Genomic DNA, 15,048 nt, shown 5'->3' on the forward strand with positions numbered 1-15,048 from the left:
TTGTATGCGCGGTACGGTCCAGTTTGATCCGCCAAATAGTCCGATTCTACCCGCTGCTTTGTGTTCGTTTAGTATCTCTACTATGGGACCAACTTCGATATTGGGATCGTCGCGGTGCAATACGTAGATGTCGATAAAATTCGTTCGGCAACGTTCCAATGACGTGGTCAGGTCTGCCGTAATATCAGGCGGGGTGACTTTATTTTTTTTTCCAGTGTGGTGCGCCCCCTTTGTCAAGATGACGGCTTCATCGAACAGGCCGCGCTCGTCGAGCCATTGGCCCAGAACACGCTCACACTGCCCGCCGCCGTAAATATATGCTCCGTCAAAGCCGTTGACGCCGAGTGCCCATACGCCGTCTAACAGGTCAAATGATCCTTGCAGATCGTCTTCGCGTAGCATCATTGTACCTTGCAAAATGCGCGAAATTTTTTTGTTCATTCCTTCAATTGTGCCGTATTCCATTGGCATAATACTATGTCCTTTCCATCGGATATTTCAATCCCCATTGTTCGCGAATCGCGTCCAGGGTCTGCATATTGGCAAGCGTATCGTCGTGTGACATGAGATCACTTTCCAGCTTGCCTTCTCTTACGCAGCGGGCTACTTCGGCAGCTTCACACTCGTATCCATTGCCAGCGCATTCCAGAGTCACCTCTTCTTCTTTGTCGCCTGTAGATAGGATTGCAGTGCGTCCGTCCCAAAACTTCGGTACTGTGATCATGCCATCCGTGCCGAGAATTTTTGCCTCGTGCGGGGTCTTGATTCGCACGCCACACGAGATTAATGCGAGTTGTCCTTTGTCGTAGCCAAATACTATAGCCGCCTGTTCATCTACTCCTGTTTCGCCAATATGCGCCTGGCTCGAAATGGTGGCGGGTTGTGTGTCGAAGATCATGAACGCATAAGAGATGGGGTATATGCCGATATCGAGCAGGCCACCGCCGCCGAGTGCGAGATCGAATAAGCGTCCTTTGGGATTGATACGGGCGCGAAATCCAAAATCGGCGTATAACATCCGCACTTCGCCAATCGCGCCGTCTGTGACCCACGCCTTTACCTGTTGGGTGATGGGCAAAAATCGGGTCCACATAGCTTCCATCAAAAACACGCCTTCGCTGCGGGCGACTTCGATAACTTCTATGGCTTCGTGTTGGTTGATAGTAAATGGTTTTTCGCACAATACGGGCTTGCCCGCTTGCAGGCATAAGATACTGTTCTCTTTGTGGAAGGGGTGGGGTGTTGCCACATAAACCGCATCGACTTCTGGATCTTCGGCGAGTGCTTCATAAGAGGCGTGGCGATTGGGTACATCATACGCATCGGCAAAGGCGTCGGCGCGTTTCTGACTGCGCGATCCCACAGCTACGATTTGTGCATCGTCGAGTGCGCGCAATCCCGTGGCGAACTTGTGTGCAATACTGCCGGGACCGATAATGCCCCAGCGAAAAATATTACTCATTGTTTATCCTCTTTTGATTATGAGGCGGAATATAGAACGTATAAAATCATGCGCACGGCGAGGAGGGTTATCAACCATCTCAAAAGCACGCGAAAATGGCGCTCGGGCATGCGCCCGCGAATCAGGGTTCCCAGGTAAGATCCAAGCGATGCCGAGGCGATCATGCCAATGACCAATTTCCAATAGGGTGCAAAGACAAATCCCAAAAACCCAAATGTCAAAATTTTCATCGCATGGCTCGATGCCATCTGAACCGAATGCGTGATTACCGTGCGATCTCGGGGCAGGTTTTCTCGCAAGAGAAAAGGCATATTGAGCGGACCACTTACACCGAAAAAAAGGGATAATGCCGTTTGAAAAGCACCCAGAAGTGTGAATTTTGCGGGTAAATCAGGCGCGCGGGAAAATTTGGGCATCCACGTAATGAGTAAAATAAAAATACCCAAAAAGAGGGGCATGGTTTCCCATTCAATGTCGGCAATAAAACGAGAACCCAACACGGCGCCAATCACTGTTCCGATTGCGTATTGCCCAACAAGACGCCATTCGGTATGCTTGAGGCCAATGAACGCGCGGCTCAAATTGCTGGCAATTTGCACCAGTCCGTGAACCGGGATAATCGCCGCAGTGGGGAGGAAACCCGGCATAATCGCAATGAGTACAACGCCGCCGCCAACGCCCCCCACAGCCGCGATCATCGATGTTATACACGCCGCCCCAATCAAAAACCAATCCGCTATCTCCATGCACTTATCACCAGGTCATATAATGCGTCACAGGCTCGCCCTGTTTGGCGGTAAAACGATCGTATTTAGGATGGATGAAATCTTCGGTTGTATCCATGTGGGCGTAAAAAGCCCGCGTCATCTCTTCTTTTTTTTCTGCCTGTGTATCGTATAAGTTGTCCAATTCAAAGGGATCGTCGATTAGATTGTACAACTCGCCGTAATTTTTTGCCGGATAGTGAATATATTTCCATTCCCGCGTGCGGATGCAGCGTTTATCGACTGCTTCGGCAAAAATTTTGTCTCGTATTTCCGATTGTTCGCCATTCATCAGCGGCGATAAATCCATGCCCTGCACGCATTCGGGCGCGTCAAAACCCGATAGCTGCGCGATTGTGGGAAATAGATCCACAGTTTCGGTCAGGGCGTCGCAGTCGCCGCCAGCACGACCGGGCACAGCAATAAAACACGGTATATGTAACATGCAGTCGAGGAGAAATGGTGCTTTGGCCGGGATACCGTGATCGCCTAAAAATTCACCGTGGTCCGATAGAAAGATCACGATGGTCTCATCCGCTATGCGTTTCTTTTCAAGTGTTTCAAGGATTAGTCCCACTTGATGGTCAATTTGCGATACCATGCCGTAATACGCCGCTTTCATCTTGCGGAACGTCTCGTCGGAAGCCTGGTCAAATCCGCGGTATTTGTGGTGTTCTGCTTTAAAATACAAACCGTATTCGGGCGGCTTTTTTGCAATGTCGTCTTCTGCATGTCGAAAGGGCGGCATCGCATTGGGATTGTACAGGTTTGCAAAGCGCCCAGAGGGAACATAAGGGTGATGAGGTCCGTAGAATCCCACCCATAAGAAAAAAGGATTGTTCGTATCCAGGCCTTCGAGGTATTCAATGCTTTTCATCCCCACATAGGCATCGATGTGGCAATCTTCGGGGAGGTCGGATGGCACGGCGCCGAGGTTTTTGCGAAAATTGGGCAGGGCGTATCCCGTTTTATATTCGTATCCCCGGTCGCGAACATATTGCTCAAATGGATTGGGATCGGTGACTGTATAATTTCCATCTGCGCGCTCTTTCCATCCCCGCCGTATTCCCACGGCGTCCATGTGGTCGAGTATTTGTTGAAAACGCTGCTGCCCAATGCCGTGTTTGCCCACGCTGGCCGTTGTATAGCCCTGATTTCTGAATGCTTCTACCATTGTAATTTCATTTTCGTTGAGCTTTGACCCATTCCATTTTACGCCGTGATTTTTGGGATAACGTCCGGTCATGAATGTCGCACGCGATGGTGAACACACGGGATTTTGCACAAAGCATTTTGAAAATCGCATGCTCCTTTCAGATAAGGCGTCAATCGCAGGCGTTTGTATGACGCGGTCTCCCGTACATCCCAGCGTATCATATCGCAAATGGTCTGTTGTTATAAATACAATATTGGGCCGTTTGATCATCGCATACCTCATAGCAAATCATTGCTTAAAATTGTTGGACACCAGAATTTTTCAATAAACGAGATTACCAATTGCGTGCCCGCTTCATGGCTCACATAAGGCGGCTTTGCGGGGTTGTACATCGCGTCGGTCAAATCTCGAATTAGCGCGACCTGAATGCCCCAGCGCGTCATTTGTTTGATTGCAAATGTGCGATGCAACACACACATGTTGGTATGCACACCCATGATGAGCATTTTGTCGATTTCCCGGTGCTGCATATAGCTGTAAATTTCTTGTCCCTGATCGGAAATAATATCTCGTTCCTGGTCAATATCGATCCCCGCGTGTTGTCGCGTCCAGACCTGCGTGTTGATTTTCTTAGGGTCTTCACCCGTGTCTGACCCACCATCTGAATCGTCAATTGGCAGTGGGGGATCAGCGAGATCCAAATTTTCAGGCGGTTCAACGGGTGGGACATCCAATACCCGTCTCCGCGCAGGCGTATTGGCATAAACGTCGAGCGTTCCCGAGGGTGCGTGAATAATGGTCACACCTTGCTTTCGCGCGCTTTGCACAACGGCGTTCATGCGGGGGATCATTGCCTCCAATCGCTCGACCGCACCGCGACACCAGTGATTGTTCCACACATCGCATAATAACAGGACTGTTTGCTCGGGAGGCCAATAGACCCGTTCTGTTATTGTTTCCCAAACCGTATGTTCACTGTCGTCCCACAATAAGGTCTGATGCTGCACGGTTAGATTCATGGTGCCCTCCATATCAAAGATCAGGTTTCCCACACCAACCGAGGTCCCTCGTCCATCCCGCATACCACCCCCAATTGTCTTTCGCGCTGATAGCCCAGACAATGAGAAATATACGTCACACCCTCGATTTCTCGACACCGATTGCGATGCTGATGGCCGTATATGTGAATCGATGAACCGAGTTTTCGCAATAGGCGATCCAAGGCCCTTGTGCCAGCCACCCGACTGAAATTGAAATTCGACGCGCTCGTCAATGGGCGCGGGCGGGGAGCGGAATGGGACCTGCCAAAGATCAACTCCCGTCTGGGCAAAAAGTGGCTAAAGGTAATGACTGGCCCATCGCCCTGAACATGCGCGGTATTTTGGGCGAGCATATAGCGCGCAATGGGTCGCTCACCCTCGGTCCAGCGAATCAGACGGTTGTCCGCCCACATGTGCAAGGCTGCGTCTTCTCCTTCCTGGGGCACGTACAAACTGTCGGTACTTTCTTCGGGCTTTTCATACCACGACAAAAGCGGTACAATTTGTACACCAGGCAATTGCGCCCACGAGGTTTCTATGTCCAACACGTTGCACAAAGCCATAAGCGCGTGGAATTTCTCCAACGAGTCACATCGCTCATTGGGCCTCACCCACAAATCGTGATTGCCCGGTACAAAAAAAACGCGTGCAAATTTTTGCTTCAGTCCGCACAGGGTATCGCGCATCGGGTCGGCGCGGTCAGTTACATCTCCGGCCACAATCACCACATCATCGGTAAAATCGCAATTGGAAAGCCGCTGCACCCACCGATGGTTTTCCTTGTAATCGATGTGCAAATCAGAAATGGCAAAAACGCGCATGGGGTATCCAGTTGAAATAGCTATAAAAATCACAAAAGAAATCGCGCTCAATACCTCACATCGACCAGCCACGCGCTTTTGGGATTTTTTTCCCAGTATTGGCGCAATACCTGTTCGTTTGGACAAAATTCACCGCGATAGGCGACGCCACCATGAGAAATATTAAAGCTCATGGCGACTTCATCTTCGCCCGCATCAACCCAGTGGGGCGTCAATAACTGATTCCACAGCAAATCCCCGGGTTGCATGTCATAGGTCAAAATATCTACCGGATCTATTTGGGGGATGTCAATGCGCGTAACACCCGTTCGATCTTCCACGAGTTTCCGAACAGGCTCGCGTTTTTCCGGTTCCAAAAACCCGTGAAAGTGTTTTTCCCCATAAACTTGCCACGCGAGTACATGCGAGGAATCTGCGTGATAGGTCGAGCTGCACCCTTTTCCAGAGATAAATATAATGGGATAACATCTTTGCCACGTAAATCCGAGTTGAGAGAGGAATGTGCGCCAGGGAATCATTACACATTCTTGAAAGTGTTCGAGAAATTGTCCTGCGCCATAAAAATTTTGCAGATGAAAATGCGCCAGACTAATCGGCATTTCGACGGCTTTTTCTATGGGCGCAGCCTTAAACTTTTCGACCAGATTATTTTGCTCTGCATCGCTCAAGCTGTCATCTAAAAATTGAATGCGCGCCTCGGAATCGCACCGCAAAATATCTATGACTTCTTCGGTGGGGATGAGCGGCATTTCAAATTTGAACAACGCAGAATGGATAAGAAAATTTCGCTCGCCATTCCAAAGCTGGCGAAAATCATCTGCTGTTTTGGCAATCAGGTGCATTGTTTGCTCCAGTGGTTAGTGGTTAGTGGTTCGTCCACCCCTGTTCTCTTGCCTCTCTAACATACATCATCCCCCAAAGAGATTCAAGCGATCAAGATAGGGCGGCATGTAAGTACTTGACAGTAAATTTTCTTGCATTCATTATGTACTATCAATTCCCACATATAGGAGGCTAAAGATGAAAATCACCGATATTGAAGTTATTCCCATTGCGATGCCTTTGGCAAAACGCTATGACAACCACCACGGACGCACGCGTATGTACGATATCGATCAGCATGTGGTGGTCAAAATCCATACGGATAACGGGCTGATTGGCTATGGCGATTACGAAGACCGCTCTGCGATTGCTTCTGAGGAAATCGAGCCGTTAATTGGGCGCAATCCCTTTGACTTTTTGCACAATAATTTTCATATGGCTCTTGGCATGGCGCTCTACGATGTCATGGGCAAGTACCTCGAAGTGCCTGCCTATAAGCTCCTGGGGCAAAAGGTGAGAGATGCGGTGCCTGCGGCGGCGTGGACGCGGCCTTGTTCTCCTGAAGTGTTTGCCGAAGAAATCCAGCGCGCTGTCGATCAGGGGTATCGCATTTTCAAAATGCACTCCGACGCACGCTATGATGTTATTGAACAAACGCGCGCCGCTGCCGAGGTCGCGCCAGAGAGCTTTAAGCTCCACTGGGATTTCAATCACAACCGCACAATGGGTGTTGTACTTCCCATTGTTGCCGAACTTGAACGCAATTATCCAGTGGTCGGTTTTATTGAAGATCCGCTGCCCTGGGCCGATATTGATGGCTGGCGCACATTGAGACAAAAAACGCAACTGCCGCTTATTATGCACAATCCTCAACTCGGCGGCATGCAGGAGGTCTTACACGGCGCTGCTGATATTTATATGATTGGCGGGCGCATTGGCGATACTATGCGAAAGGGATTTGCTTATGGTCAGGCCAATATTCAGACGCTCCTCCAGCAATCGGGCAATACTCTGATGAAGGCTTTTACGTTGCATCAGGCGGCGGTCTTGCCCACGGCAACCGCGCATATTATCACCCTGGACGATCAATACGAAGACGATATTACCACGTCGCAACTGCTACCAACAGAGGGTTTCTGTCGCGTGCCGGAGGGGGCAGGGCTTGGTGTTGAGGTCGATGAGGAAAAACTCAAGCAGGCCGCCCAACGCGCACATATTCCCAAACTCGATGTTATTGGTGTGCTCCACCTGCCTTATGGACGCAAGTATTATACCCGCGGAGAACCCAATGTTACAAATCTTACTGGCTTTGAAGAAGGCGCATTGCGGGGTATCCATTGCGAACGCCTCGTCAGAGGCGAGTCTCCCGACTTTGAACGCGTTCACAAACGGCTCGAAGAGGAAGGTCCATTTGTTGAGTAAGGAATAAACAGGACATCTCTGTAAAGAAATGTCCTGTTGTGTTGCGGGCTGTATTATGCAATTTTAAAAGAATCGATCTGCATCGCGAGGTGGTGTGGTGGCGAAAGATACGAGGATGAGGATGAGCGCGGAAACAGGGACGATAATACCGGCGGGGATTAAGCCGGTTCCACCAATGCTGTACGCGCCTTCTGCGTTAAGGGAATCTGCATAAAAAAATAACCATAGACCAATTACACTCAGGATTGCCGCGGTTGCACCCTGCTTTGTGCTGCGCTTCCAGTACAGTGCGCCGACGAATACGGGTACCAATCCTGCGAAGCCCGTGAGTGACCAGGCACCGAGTTCAAAAATTGACCGCGTTGTAAACAGCGACGCGACAAAGGCCAGGACGAGGAATGCGGCAACAAATAGACGTCCGAACAAGACCTGCTGTTTTTCGGACAATTGATTGTCAAAACCGTAAAATCGCACAATATCTTCGGTAAACATCGCGCCCAGGGCAAGGGTTTGGGAGTCGAGCGAAGACATAATTGCCGCAAAAACACCTGCCGCCAGACATCCTGCCAGCACACCGCCCGTATGTGCCAGAATTAATTCAATCAGAATGGGACCATTCAACGGTGCCGTAAAATCAATGCGACCGACCATTCCCAGGGTGACGCTGGGCACCCATACGGCGGCGATACACAGGGGGTAGAATACTATAGGCGTTTGAAATGACCGCGCGGTTCGAGCGGAGAGCCAATGGCCGTAAATATGGGGAAATGCCGCAACACTGATGGGTAGCATGAGATAGGAGAGTATTTTGAATACGGTATAAGAGCCGCTGCCAAAAATCACAAATTCGGGGTACGTATCGCGCAGCGTTGTCATAGCTTTACCGATCCCGCCGTAGTGATCCATAATGACGAGATAGGCGATGATGCCCACGAGAATAAATACCGTTGTTTGAAAGGTATTCGCCCAGGCTGTACTTCGCATCCCACCATAGGTTACGTACAGAAATGTCACCCCACATACGAGCAAGCTGCCTGCCCAACTCGGCCACCCACCGCGCGTGATTGCCGCGAGCGCATCGCCCCCGCCTTTGACCCCTATCAGAATGTAGGGCAGCATCAACAACACCACGACGACAAATAAGAGCGTTCCCAATGCCGGCGAGGTATAGCGATCCCGGATCATCTGGATTTGGGTGACATAAGAAAACCGTTTGCCCAACCACCAGCTTTTTGTGCCGAGATAATAAAAGAGAAATGGAATCAGAATGGACGAACTTGCGCCCATAAGACCGAAAACGATAATCCCCAGGCGATAGGCTTCTCCGGATGCTCCGAGCATTGTAAATGCCGTTAGATTGGTGCCCAGCAGTGTCATCAGCAGGACTACAGGGCCAATGGTTCGGCTTGCGACAAAGTAATCTTCGGCGGTATTGCGAAACAGCCGATGTCCCAGGGTGCCGACCACTATAACCAGCCCCAGATAAATTGCGACAACCGCAATAATCATTCCCGATCCTCCACATCTAAATGATGAGGCCACGCCAGGCGTACAATCGCGAGCATAGAGAGTGTGGTCAGGACGCACAGGCCGATGTGGTAAAGCAAATTGATCGGCAATCCCAGGATTAGTGTGTCGTTGTCCCACATCCAGATATTAAAAAATAAAATCAGCAGGACGAGCAAAACACTCAGGGGCCAGATTTTTGTTTGTTGTGACATAATGTTATCCTTTTTGTTTTGCTCGAGATTACGGCCTCTGCGCGCCTTTTGTTTCGACGTACACTGAGTACAAGCACATGCCGCCGGTCATGAAGAGGCGGTTTTTCTTTTGTCCGCCAAAGCAGAGGTTGGAACACACTTCGGGCAGGTGAATTTTGCCAATGAGGTCGCCATTGGGCGCGAAAATTTTGACGCCGTTATCTTCGGGATTGCCCCAGCCCGAACTGCTCCACAGGTTGCCGTCAATGTCGCAGCGAATGCCATCGGCGAATCCGGGCGCCATGTCGGCAAATATGCGACTGTTTTTGAGGCGGTTATTTTCGACATCAAAAGCGCGGATATGCGCAGGTCCACCCAGTCCATGAGAGGAGCCGGTATCGGCGATATAGAGAATTTTTTCGTCGGGTGAGAAACACAGTCCATTGGGGCGTACAAAATCGTCGGCAACAACTGTGGCTTTTCCGGTGGTGGGGTCGAGGCGATAGACGTTGGTTGGCAGTTCGTAGTCGGCAATGTGTCCTTCGTAGTCGAGCATGATGCCGTACCCTGGATCGGTGAACCATATACTGCCATCGGAATGCGCGGTGACGTCATTGGGCGCATTGAGCGGTTTGCCCTCAAAGCTGTCGATGAGCACAGTGATGGTCCCGTCGTATTCGGTGCGGGTGACGCGCCGCGTACCGTGTTCACAGGTAATCAGGCGGCCTGCCTGGTCGCGGGTATGGCCATTGCAATAACTGGAAGGTTGGCGATAGACGCTGAGGTTACCGTCGCTTTCGTCCCAGCGCATGATGCGATTATTGGGTATGTCGCTGAAGAGTACACAACGCGCGTCTCCAAACCAAACCGGGCCTTCGCCCCAGCGCAGGCCAGTACAGAGCCGTTCGACAGCGGCGTTGCCAATGGCGTATTTTTCAAAGCGCGTGTCCAGAATTTCAATGGCGGGATCGGGATAGGGAACAGGACTGCCGTCCCACGGACGGGTTTTCCAATCGGACATTTTTTCTCCTTAGAGGTGTTTGATGCCTGTGCGTACAAAACAAATATCGCGTTCTGGGCGTGTGGCGAAGGACTGTACTGCGATTGGGTAGAAGAAGGGATGGAAGGGGGGATCTAATCCAGCGAAAATTCTATGGGCATAATCATCCAGACTTTGCGGCGTTCTCCCTGGTGTTTGCCGGGGCGAAATCGAAATTGCCACGCTGCGTCTAATGCCGCTTTCCTGAACATTTCTGGGCCGTGAATAAACTGGACGTCTTCTACATTGCCTACCTTGTCAACCAGTACTTTGACCGTGACTTTGCCTTCAATGCGTTTTTTTCGCGCTTCGGGGGGATATTCAGGCGTGACAATTCGGCTTGGATGGGGTTTGTAGTCGATCTCCATATAGTCGAGCGGTTCGTCCAAGTCTGTTCCCGCTGTGCTTGCTAAATTGGGGATAAATATTTTGTCGAGGTCCAGCTCGGTTGATTCAATTGTCACATCCTCAGGGACCTCGTCGCCTTCAACTGCCAGGGGCACTTGAGGGCGCGGTGGCGGTGGCGGACGCTTTTGTTGGCTGGTTTCGGGGATATCAACTCTGAGAATTTTGGGGACGGATTGTGTCAGGTGTACGGTGGGATGGTATTCGGGGTAGAGCAAAGCAACGGCGATGAAGATTATGAGATTCAACAGGCTCGCGCGCATCATGTTCGGCCAGTAGGGCAATTTTAAGTCCGCATCGGGTTTTTTTGCGCGCGTTTCTATCTGGACGTCGCAGGGCTGGGCAGATAGTCTTTTTTGAAATTCGCGCTGCGCCTGGCGCGCCTGATAAATTTGACCGCTTAGCGTGTTCCCAAATCTGATCTGGACGAGGTTCATGCGATTCCCGTTTAATGAACTGTGCTGTATGCAGGCGTACTTTAGATTTTTAACTTAAGAGAAAGTTCCAATTCCACTGATGTAGATAGGGGGCATGGGGCAACAATTTATATGAGTCTGTGGCATTTGTCCAGACGAATCCATATCAAACCAGTTGTGTTTTGGGGCGATGGATTGTAATATACAGGGGATATTTGGGTCATTACAAACTGCTATTGGAGGAAGAAATGAATCGTCAGATTACGCTTGCTGCACGTCCTGAAGGTTTTCCCGTGCCGGGAGATTTTAAGCTCGTTGAAACGCCTATTCCAGATCCTGGAGAAGGCGAAGTGTTGTCGAGAACGCTGTTTATGTCGGTTGATCCCTATATGCGCGGGCGGATGAATGATCGGGCATCGTATGCGGCAAATGTGCAAATTGGCGATGTGATGGTGGGCGGCACGGTGGGGGAGGTGATCGCGTCGAATGATCCCAATTTTGAGGTTGGCGATATTGTCCAGGCACAAATTGGGTGGCAGGCTTATGGCGTGTCTAAGGGATCAAATTTGCGCAAGGTCAATCCAGACCTTGCACCTGTATCAACGGCTTTGGGGGTGTTGGGCATGCCTGGGCTTACGGCGTATTTTGGATTGCTGGAAGTTGGGCAGCCCAAAGAAGGTGAGACCGTGCTGGTGACGGGTGCTGCAGGTGCTGTGGGATCAATTGTGGGACAGATAGCCAAAATCGTGGGCTGCCGCGTTGTGGGTGTGGCGGGGTCGGATGAAAAGATCGCCCATGTGGTTGACGAGTTGGGTTTTGACGCCGCTTTCAATTACAAGGAGGTCGATGATTATAGTGCCGAATTGCAACGCCTGTGTCCCGATGGTATTGATGTATTCTTCGACAATGTGGGTGGCGCGGTTTCCGATGCGGTTTTTCCCCTGATGAATGTGCGTGGTCGCATTTCTGTTTGCGGACAAATATCGCAATACAATTTGACCGCTCCAGAACAGGGTCCGCGGATGATGTGGTACTTTATTTCACAAAGATTGACGATGCGCGGTTTTCTGGTTTTTGACTTTGAAGATCAGCATGCCGAAGCACTCAACCAGATGGCTATTTGGGTCAATGAAGGGCGGATTAAATATCGGGAAGATATCTGGGAGGGGTTGGAGAATGCCCCCGAGGCATTTATCGATATGATGCGGGGTGGCAATACCGGGAAGCGCGTCGTAAAGGTGGCGGACTGAGGTGGGTATGACAGATTATCAGGTCGAACATTTTCATCGCAATGGATTTTTTTTCGTTCCAAATCCGCTGGACGATGATGCTATGTTTGAGATTGACCGACGCCAGCGAGCGGTTGAACCGGAGTGGTCAAAGGCTGAGTGGACAGAGGGTTTTAACCGGGGGGCTTGCCAGTTTTTTATGGTGGGCGAGCCGTTGTTGCAGGCGGTGGAGCGCCCGGAATTTGTGGGTATGGCACAGCGCATTTTGGGGTGTGAAGATGTGCATGTGGGCGCGTGTGGGTTGGGCGATGCGTCGAAGATTGTTTCGGCAGATGGGCGTTTGCTGCAGCAGGTCCACTGGCACGCGGATGGGGGACCAGATGTACGGCAGGTGTCGATGCGTACGGCATTGGACAGGCACGATCCATCCAATGCGCCGTTGCGCGTATTGCCCGGTACACATGTTAGACTCCGCGAGGAAGTTATTGAAGAATTGCGACAAATCGAACTTGCGACCGGGCAGCACGATGAGATGCCCGAGTTGTTATTTGCCTCGCATCCCCGCGAGGTAGAAGTGATTCTGGATCCGAGATGGACGCTGGTGTGGACGCCGAGTTGCTGGCATGCGACGGGTGTGAAGACGGCAGCGGGTCCAAGGCGTGCGATGGCGTGGAATTATTTCCCGAGCGGGGGACGCAAGCGAGATGTGGAGGCGCTGAAGTACGTGATTGAGGGGTGGGAGGATTGGTCCGATGATCGGAAGCGGTTATGGGGGCTTGGATCAGGATAGTCAGGATGAGAGGATGATCAGGATGAAAGGCGAAAGGTATCCGCAGATGGATGCGGATGAGAGGTTGTCTGGGAGCGGCGCACAGGTTTGGTGCCGCTCTTATTTTTGGGATACAGTTATCAGCGCGCCGATGGCATATATTCCACCGCCAATGAGAAAAATCCAGTCCGATGGTAAATGTACCTGCTGTGTCATCCATCCGAGCATAGGGCCTGTTGCGGAGCCGAAGTCAGATGCTGTTACGTATCCGGCAACTGAACGCGAACCGCGCATTCCCGCCTCGGCGTGCATGACTACTGTTGCACCAACACCGCACAAAAAAAACATCACCACGCACAAGATCAACAATCCCGTATTGGATGTGATTGATGCCGAGAACAGAGCTAACATCCCGATGCCAAAATAAATGGTTGCACTCCACCGCCGTCCCAGCCGATCGCTGATATGGCCCAGAAAAGGACCACCGAGCGCGTCGGCAATCCATCGTGAAGATAGCAACAGGCCGTTTAATGTGGCTACGCCGATGACCATACCCAACAGGTTCAGAGATGTGCCCACGGTTTCGACGAGGACTACTCCCAGGGTGGACATTAAAATGCCCGGCCCAACGCACCCGATCACAAATCCGCAAATCAACAATTTGGGGACCCAGCCCGAGTCCTCAACACTTTCTTTATCTCTGTTTTCATGTAAAACGGCGCGCCGGCCCAACCATCCCAGGGGTGTTCCTATCAATGAGATGATGGCGAATAAAAAGAGTGTGAGTGTAAATCCAATGATGTCGTGAGCCAGCCCGCCTAAAAAATTGCCCGCCAACGACCCAAGGCGCGATACGCCGTTGTAAAATCCCATTCTCTGGCCGATCATTGCTGGCGGCGTGGTATCTACCACGGTCATCAAGCCAATCTGACGTATAAATGACCAGGATAATCCCCAGAGCATGCGCGCGATAAGCAAGATGGAAAAAGAGGTGACAACGCCGTAAACGGCCGTCAATACGGCTCCGAGAATCAGGGAGCCTGTCATCAAAGCCGTCAGATTATAGCGCTGGCACAATTTTTCAGCCAGGGTGTTTGTTATCAGGCGCACCCAGCGATTTACCGAGAGAATGATGCCAACCTGATAAGGTATCAGTCCAATTTTAGCATAATGTGTTGGCAGCACTGAGTACAGCATCTGGTCGCCCAATAGAGAAAATGCCGTGGCCAGTGCAATGAATACAACAGCGTGTGACGATTGCATTATGGATGATGTTCGACATTTTCTCCGCGATGCTCGCCGTCGATAAATGCCTGCGTAAATGCCGCTACCTGTGTTATTGCATCTTCCACGAGCGCTGCACCGGCTTCTGCGGTGGCTTCCAGAGGTTCCTTATCTACTTGATCCTGCATTGCATCGTGGCGCACGTTTTCGGGCCACAGTGCCAGCGCAAATGCCGTTTCAAATTCCTGTGCGTGTCCCGGATAGCGTTTTGTTTTTAAATTTTGTTCGGCCACATCTTTTGACATGAGATCCCAGTAAGAAGTCCATTGCAGATTTACGTCGGGGCGGTCGATCTTGAAAAACAATCGCCATTGACCAAATATGCCCCGCAAGGGAGCTACATTGCCGCCGTGACCATTTAGCACAATGACATTTTTTACGCCATGGCGCACCAGGCTTTCGACTGCGTCGAATAACACGGCCAGCCACGACCCGGGTTTGGCTGTCACGGTTCCTTTGTGTACCATGTGGTGTTCGGAGATGCCCACGGCCATCGGTACATTGACAATTACCTGGGGGTACAATCGTTTGGCAGCCTCCACCGCGACATGGGTTGACGAAGCGGTGTCGTGCTCCATTGCCAGGTGCTCTAAATGCTGCTCGTTGCTTCCCACCGGAATAATCGCGGTTTGAAATTCTCCGCGCTCCAGTGCTTCCCGAAATTCGCGTCGCGTCAATTTCGCCAGCAGAATTTGCTCGCTCATCGCGTTTCTCCTTGT

Annotated in this window: 16 protein-coding genes; 3 read left to right on the forward strand and 13 right to left on the reverse strand. The window is 51.1% G+C overall.

The annotated features are described in order from the left end of the window. From OXG87_21065 to OXG87_21095, 7 genes are all read right to left on the reverse strand, one after another. Window positions 1-471, reverse strand: a 471-nt coding sequence (locus OXG87_21065) for an aldo/keto reductase (GenBank protein MCY3872046.1), incomplete at its 3' end; no start/stop codon positions are given. A gap of 4 nt (window positions 472-475) precedes the next feature. After that, window positions 476-1,462, reverse strand: a complete 987-nt coding sequence (locus OXG87_21070) for a Gfo/Idh/MocA family oxidoreductase (GenBank protein MCY3872047.1) — start codon at window positions 1,460-1,462, stop codon at window positions 476-478. Window positions 1,463-1,479: 17 nt separating this feature from the next. After that, window positions 1,480-2,208 carry a sulfite exporter TauE/SafE family protein gene (locus OXG87_21075; GenBank protein ID MCY3872048.1) on the reverse strand — a complete coding sequence of 243 codons (729 nt, stop codon included), beginning with the start codon at window positions 2,206-2,208 and terminating at the stop codon, window positions 1,480-1,482. 7 nt (window positions 2,209-2,215) lie between these two features. Then, complete coding sequence (locus tag OXG87_21080) at window positions 2,216-3,652, reverse strand: sulfatase-like hydrolase/transferase (GenBank protein MCY3872049.1); 1,437 nt, start codon at window positions 3,650-3,652, stop codon at window positions 2,216-2,218. 8 nt (window positions 3,653-3,660) lie between these two features. Next, a complete protein-coding gene (locus OXG87_21085) occupies window positions 3,661-4,401 on the reverse strand; it encodes an isochorismatase family protein (protein MCY3872050.1) in 741 nt (246 codons plus the stop codon). A 20-nt stretch (window positions 4,402-4,421) separates the two neighbouring features. After that, window positions 4,422-5,369 carry a metallophosphoesterase gene (locus OXG87_21090; GenBank protein ID MCY3872051.1) on the reverse strand — a complete coding sequence of 316 codons (948 nt, stop codon included), beginning with the start codon at window positions 5,367-5,369 and terminating at the stop codon, window positions 4,422-4,424. Further along, window positions 5,291-6,085 (reverse strand): hypothetical protein, encoded by a 795-nt coding sequence (locus tag OXG87_21095; GenBank protein MCY3872052.1) that lies wholly within the window; start codon window positions 6,083-6,085, stop codon window positions 5,291-5,293. Before OXG87_21095 ends, OXG87_21090 begins: the two co-directional genes overlap by 79 nt. 178 nt (window positions 6,086-6,263) lie before the next feature. On the opposite strand from OXG87_21095, the gene OXG87_21100 reads away from it, so the two are divergent. Then, complete coding sequence (locus OXG87_21100) at window positions 6,264-7,487, forward strand: hypothetical protein (protein ID MCY3872053.1); 1,224 nt, start codon at window positions 6,264-6,266, stop codon at window positions 7,485-7,487. 63 nt (window positions 7,488-7,550) lie between these two features. Here OXG87_21100 and OXG87_21105 read toward each other — a convergent pair whose 3' ends face one another. The 4 genes from OXG87_21105 to OXG87_21120 form a co-directional block, all read right to left on the reverse strand. Beyond that, the gene (locus tag OXG87_21105; protein ID MCY3872054.1) at window positions 7,551-8,996 is read right to left on the reverse strand and encodes a sodium:solute symporter family protein; all 1,446 of its coding nucleotides are present in this window, start codon (window positions 8,994-8,996) and stop codon (window positions 7,551-7,553) included. Beyond that, window positions 8,993-9,208, reverse strand: a complete 216-nt coding sequence (locus OXG87_21110) for a DUF3311 domain-containing protein (GenBank protein ID MCY3872055.1) — start codon at window positions 9,206-9,208, stop codon at window positions 8,993-8,995. Before OXG87_21110 ends, OXG87_21105 begins: the two co-directional genes overlap by 4 nt. A 28-nt stretch (window positions 9,209-9,236) precedes the next feature. Further along, window positions 9,237-10,208 (reverse strand): SMP-30/gluconolactonase/LRE family protein, encoded by a 972-nt coding sequence (locus OXG87_21115; GenBank protein ID MCY3872056.1) that lies wholly within the window; start codon window positions 10,206-10,208, stop codon window positions 9,237-9,239. A 113-nt stretch (window positions 10,209-10,321) separates the two neighbouring features. After that, entirely contained in the window at window positions 10,322-11,068 is a 747-nt protein-coding gene (locus OXG87_21120) for an energy transducer TonB (GenBank protein MCY3872057.1), read from the reverse strand. Between the two features lie 227 nt (window positions 11,069-11,295). Here OXG87_21120 and OXG87_21125 point away from each other — a divergent pair, with 227 nt between their 5' ends. Together OXG87_21125 and OXG87_21130 are read left to right on the forward strand one after the other, a co-directional pair. After that, window positions 11,296-12,297, forward strand: coding sequence for an NADP-dependent oxidoreductase (locus tag OXG87_21125; protein ID MCY3872058.1), 1,002 nt, complete (start codon window positions 11,296-11,298; stop codon window positions 12,295-12,297). Window positions 12,298-12,304: 7 nt separating this feature from the next. Further along, entirely contained in the window at window positions 12,305-13,066 is a 762-nt protein-coding gene (locus tag OXG87_21130) for a phytanoyl-CoA dioxygenase family protein (protein MCY3872059.1), read from the forward strand. A 99-nt stretch (window positions 13,067-13,165) separates the two neighbouring features. Here the strand turns inward: OXG87_21130 and OXG87_21135 are convergent, their stop codons facing one another. Continuing rightward, window positions 13,166-14,308 (reverse strand): MFS transporter, encoded by a 1,143-nt coding sequence (locus OXG87_21135; GenBank protein ID MCY3872060.1) that lies wholly within the window; start codon window positions 14,306-14,308, stop codon window positions 13,166-13,168. Beyond that, window positions 14,308-15,033: a creatininase family protein gene (locus tag OXG87_21140; GenBank protein MCY3872061.1), complete on the reverse strand. Its 726-nt coding sequence runs from the start codon at window positions 15,031-15,033 to the stop codon at window positions 14,308-14,310. Before OXG87_21140 ends, OXG87_21135 begins: the two co-directional genes overlap by 1 nt. Window positions 15,034-15,048 lie beyond the last annotated feature (15 nt).

Source organism: Gemmatimonadota bacterium (assembly GCA_026706845.1).
Taxonomy (GTDB): domain Bacteria; phylum Latescibacterota; class UBA2968; order UBA2968; family UBA2968; genus VXRD01.

Coding starts and splice junctions, on each gene's coding strand:
- OXG87_21070 (MCY3872047.1), bottom strand. CDS start 1,462: ATGAGTAATATTTTTCGCTGGGGCATTATCGGTCCCGGCAGTATTGCA.
- OXG87_21075 (MCY3872048.1), bottom strand. CDS start 2,208: ATGGAGATAGCGGATTGGTTTTTGATTGGGGCGGCGTGTATAACATCG.
- OXG87_21080 (MCY3872049.1), bottom strand. CDS start 3,652: ATGATCAAACGGCCCAATATTGTATTTATAACAACAGACCATTTGCGA.
- OXG87_21085 (MCY3872050.1), bottom strand. CDS start 4,401: ATGAATCTAACCGTGCAGCATCAGACCTTATTGTGGGACGACAGTGAA.
- OXG87_21095 (MCY3872052.1), bottom strand. CDS start 6,085: ATGCACCTGATTGCCAAAACAGCAGATGATTTTCGCCAGCTTTGGAAT.
- OXG87_21100 (MCY3872053.1), top strand. CDS start 6,264: ATGAAAATCACCGATATTGAAGTTATTCCCATTGCGATGCCTTTGGCA.
- OXG87_21105 (MCY3872054.1), bottom strand. CDS start 8,996: ATGATTATTGCGGTTGTCGCAATTTATCTGGGGCTGGTTATAGTGGTC.
- OXG87_21110 (MCY3872055.1), bottom strand. CDS start 9,208: ATGTCACAACAAACAAAAATCTGGCCCCTGAGTGTTTTGCTCGTCCTG.
- OXG87_21115 (MCY3872056.1), bottom strand. CDS start 10,208: ATGTCCGATTGGAAAACCCGTCCGTGGGACGGCAGTCCTGTTCCCTAT.
- OXG87_21120 (MCY3872057.1), bottom strand. CDS start 11,068: ATGAACCTCGTCCAGATCAGATTTGGGAACACGCTAAGCGGTCAAATT.
- OXG87_21125 (MCY3872058.1), top strand. CDS start 11,296: ATGAATCGTCAGATTACGCTTGCTGCACGTCCTGAAGGTTTTCCCGTG.
- OXG87_21130 (MCY3872059.1), top strand. CDS start 12,305: ATGACAGATTATCAGGTCGAACATTTTCATCGCAATGGATTTTTTTTC.
- OXG87_21135 (MCY3872060.1), bottom strand. CDS start 14,308: ATGCAATCGTCACACGCTGTTGTATTCATTGCACTGGCCACGGCATTT.
- OXG87_21140 (MCY3872061.1), bottom strand. CDS start 15,033: ATGAGCGAGCAAATTCTGCTGGCGAAATTGACGCGACGCGAATTTCGG.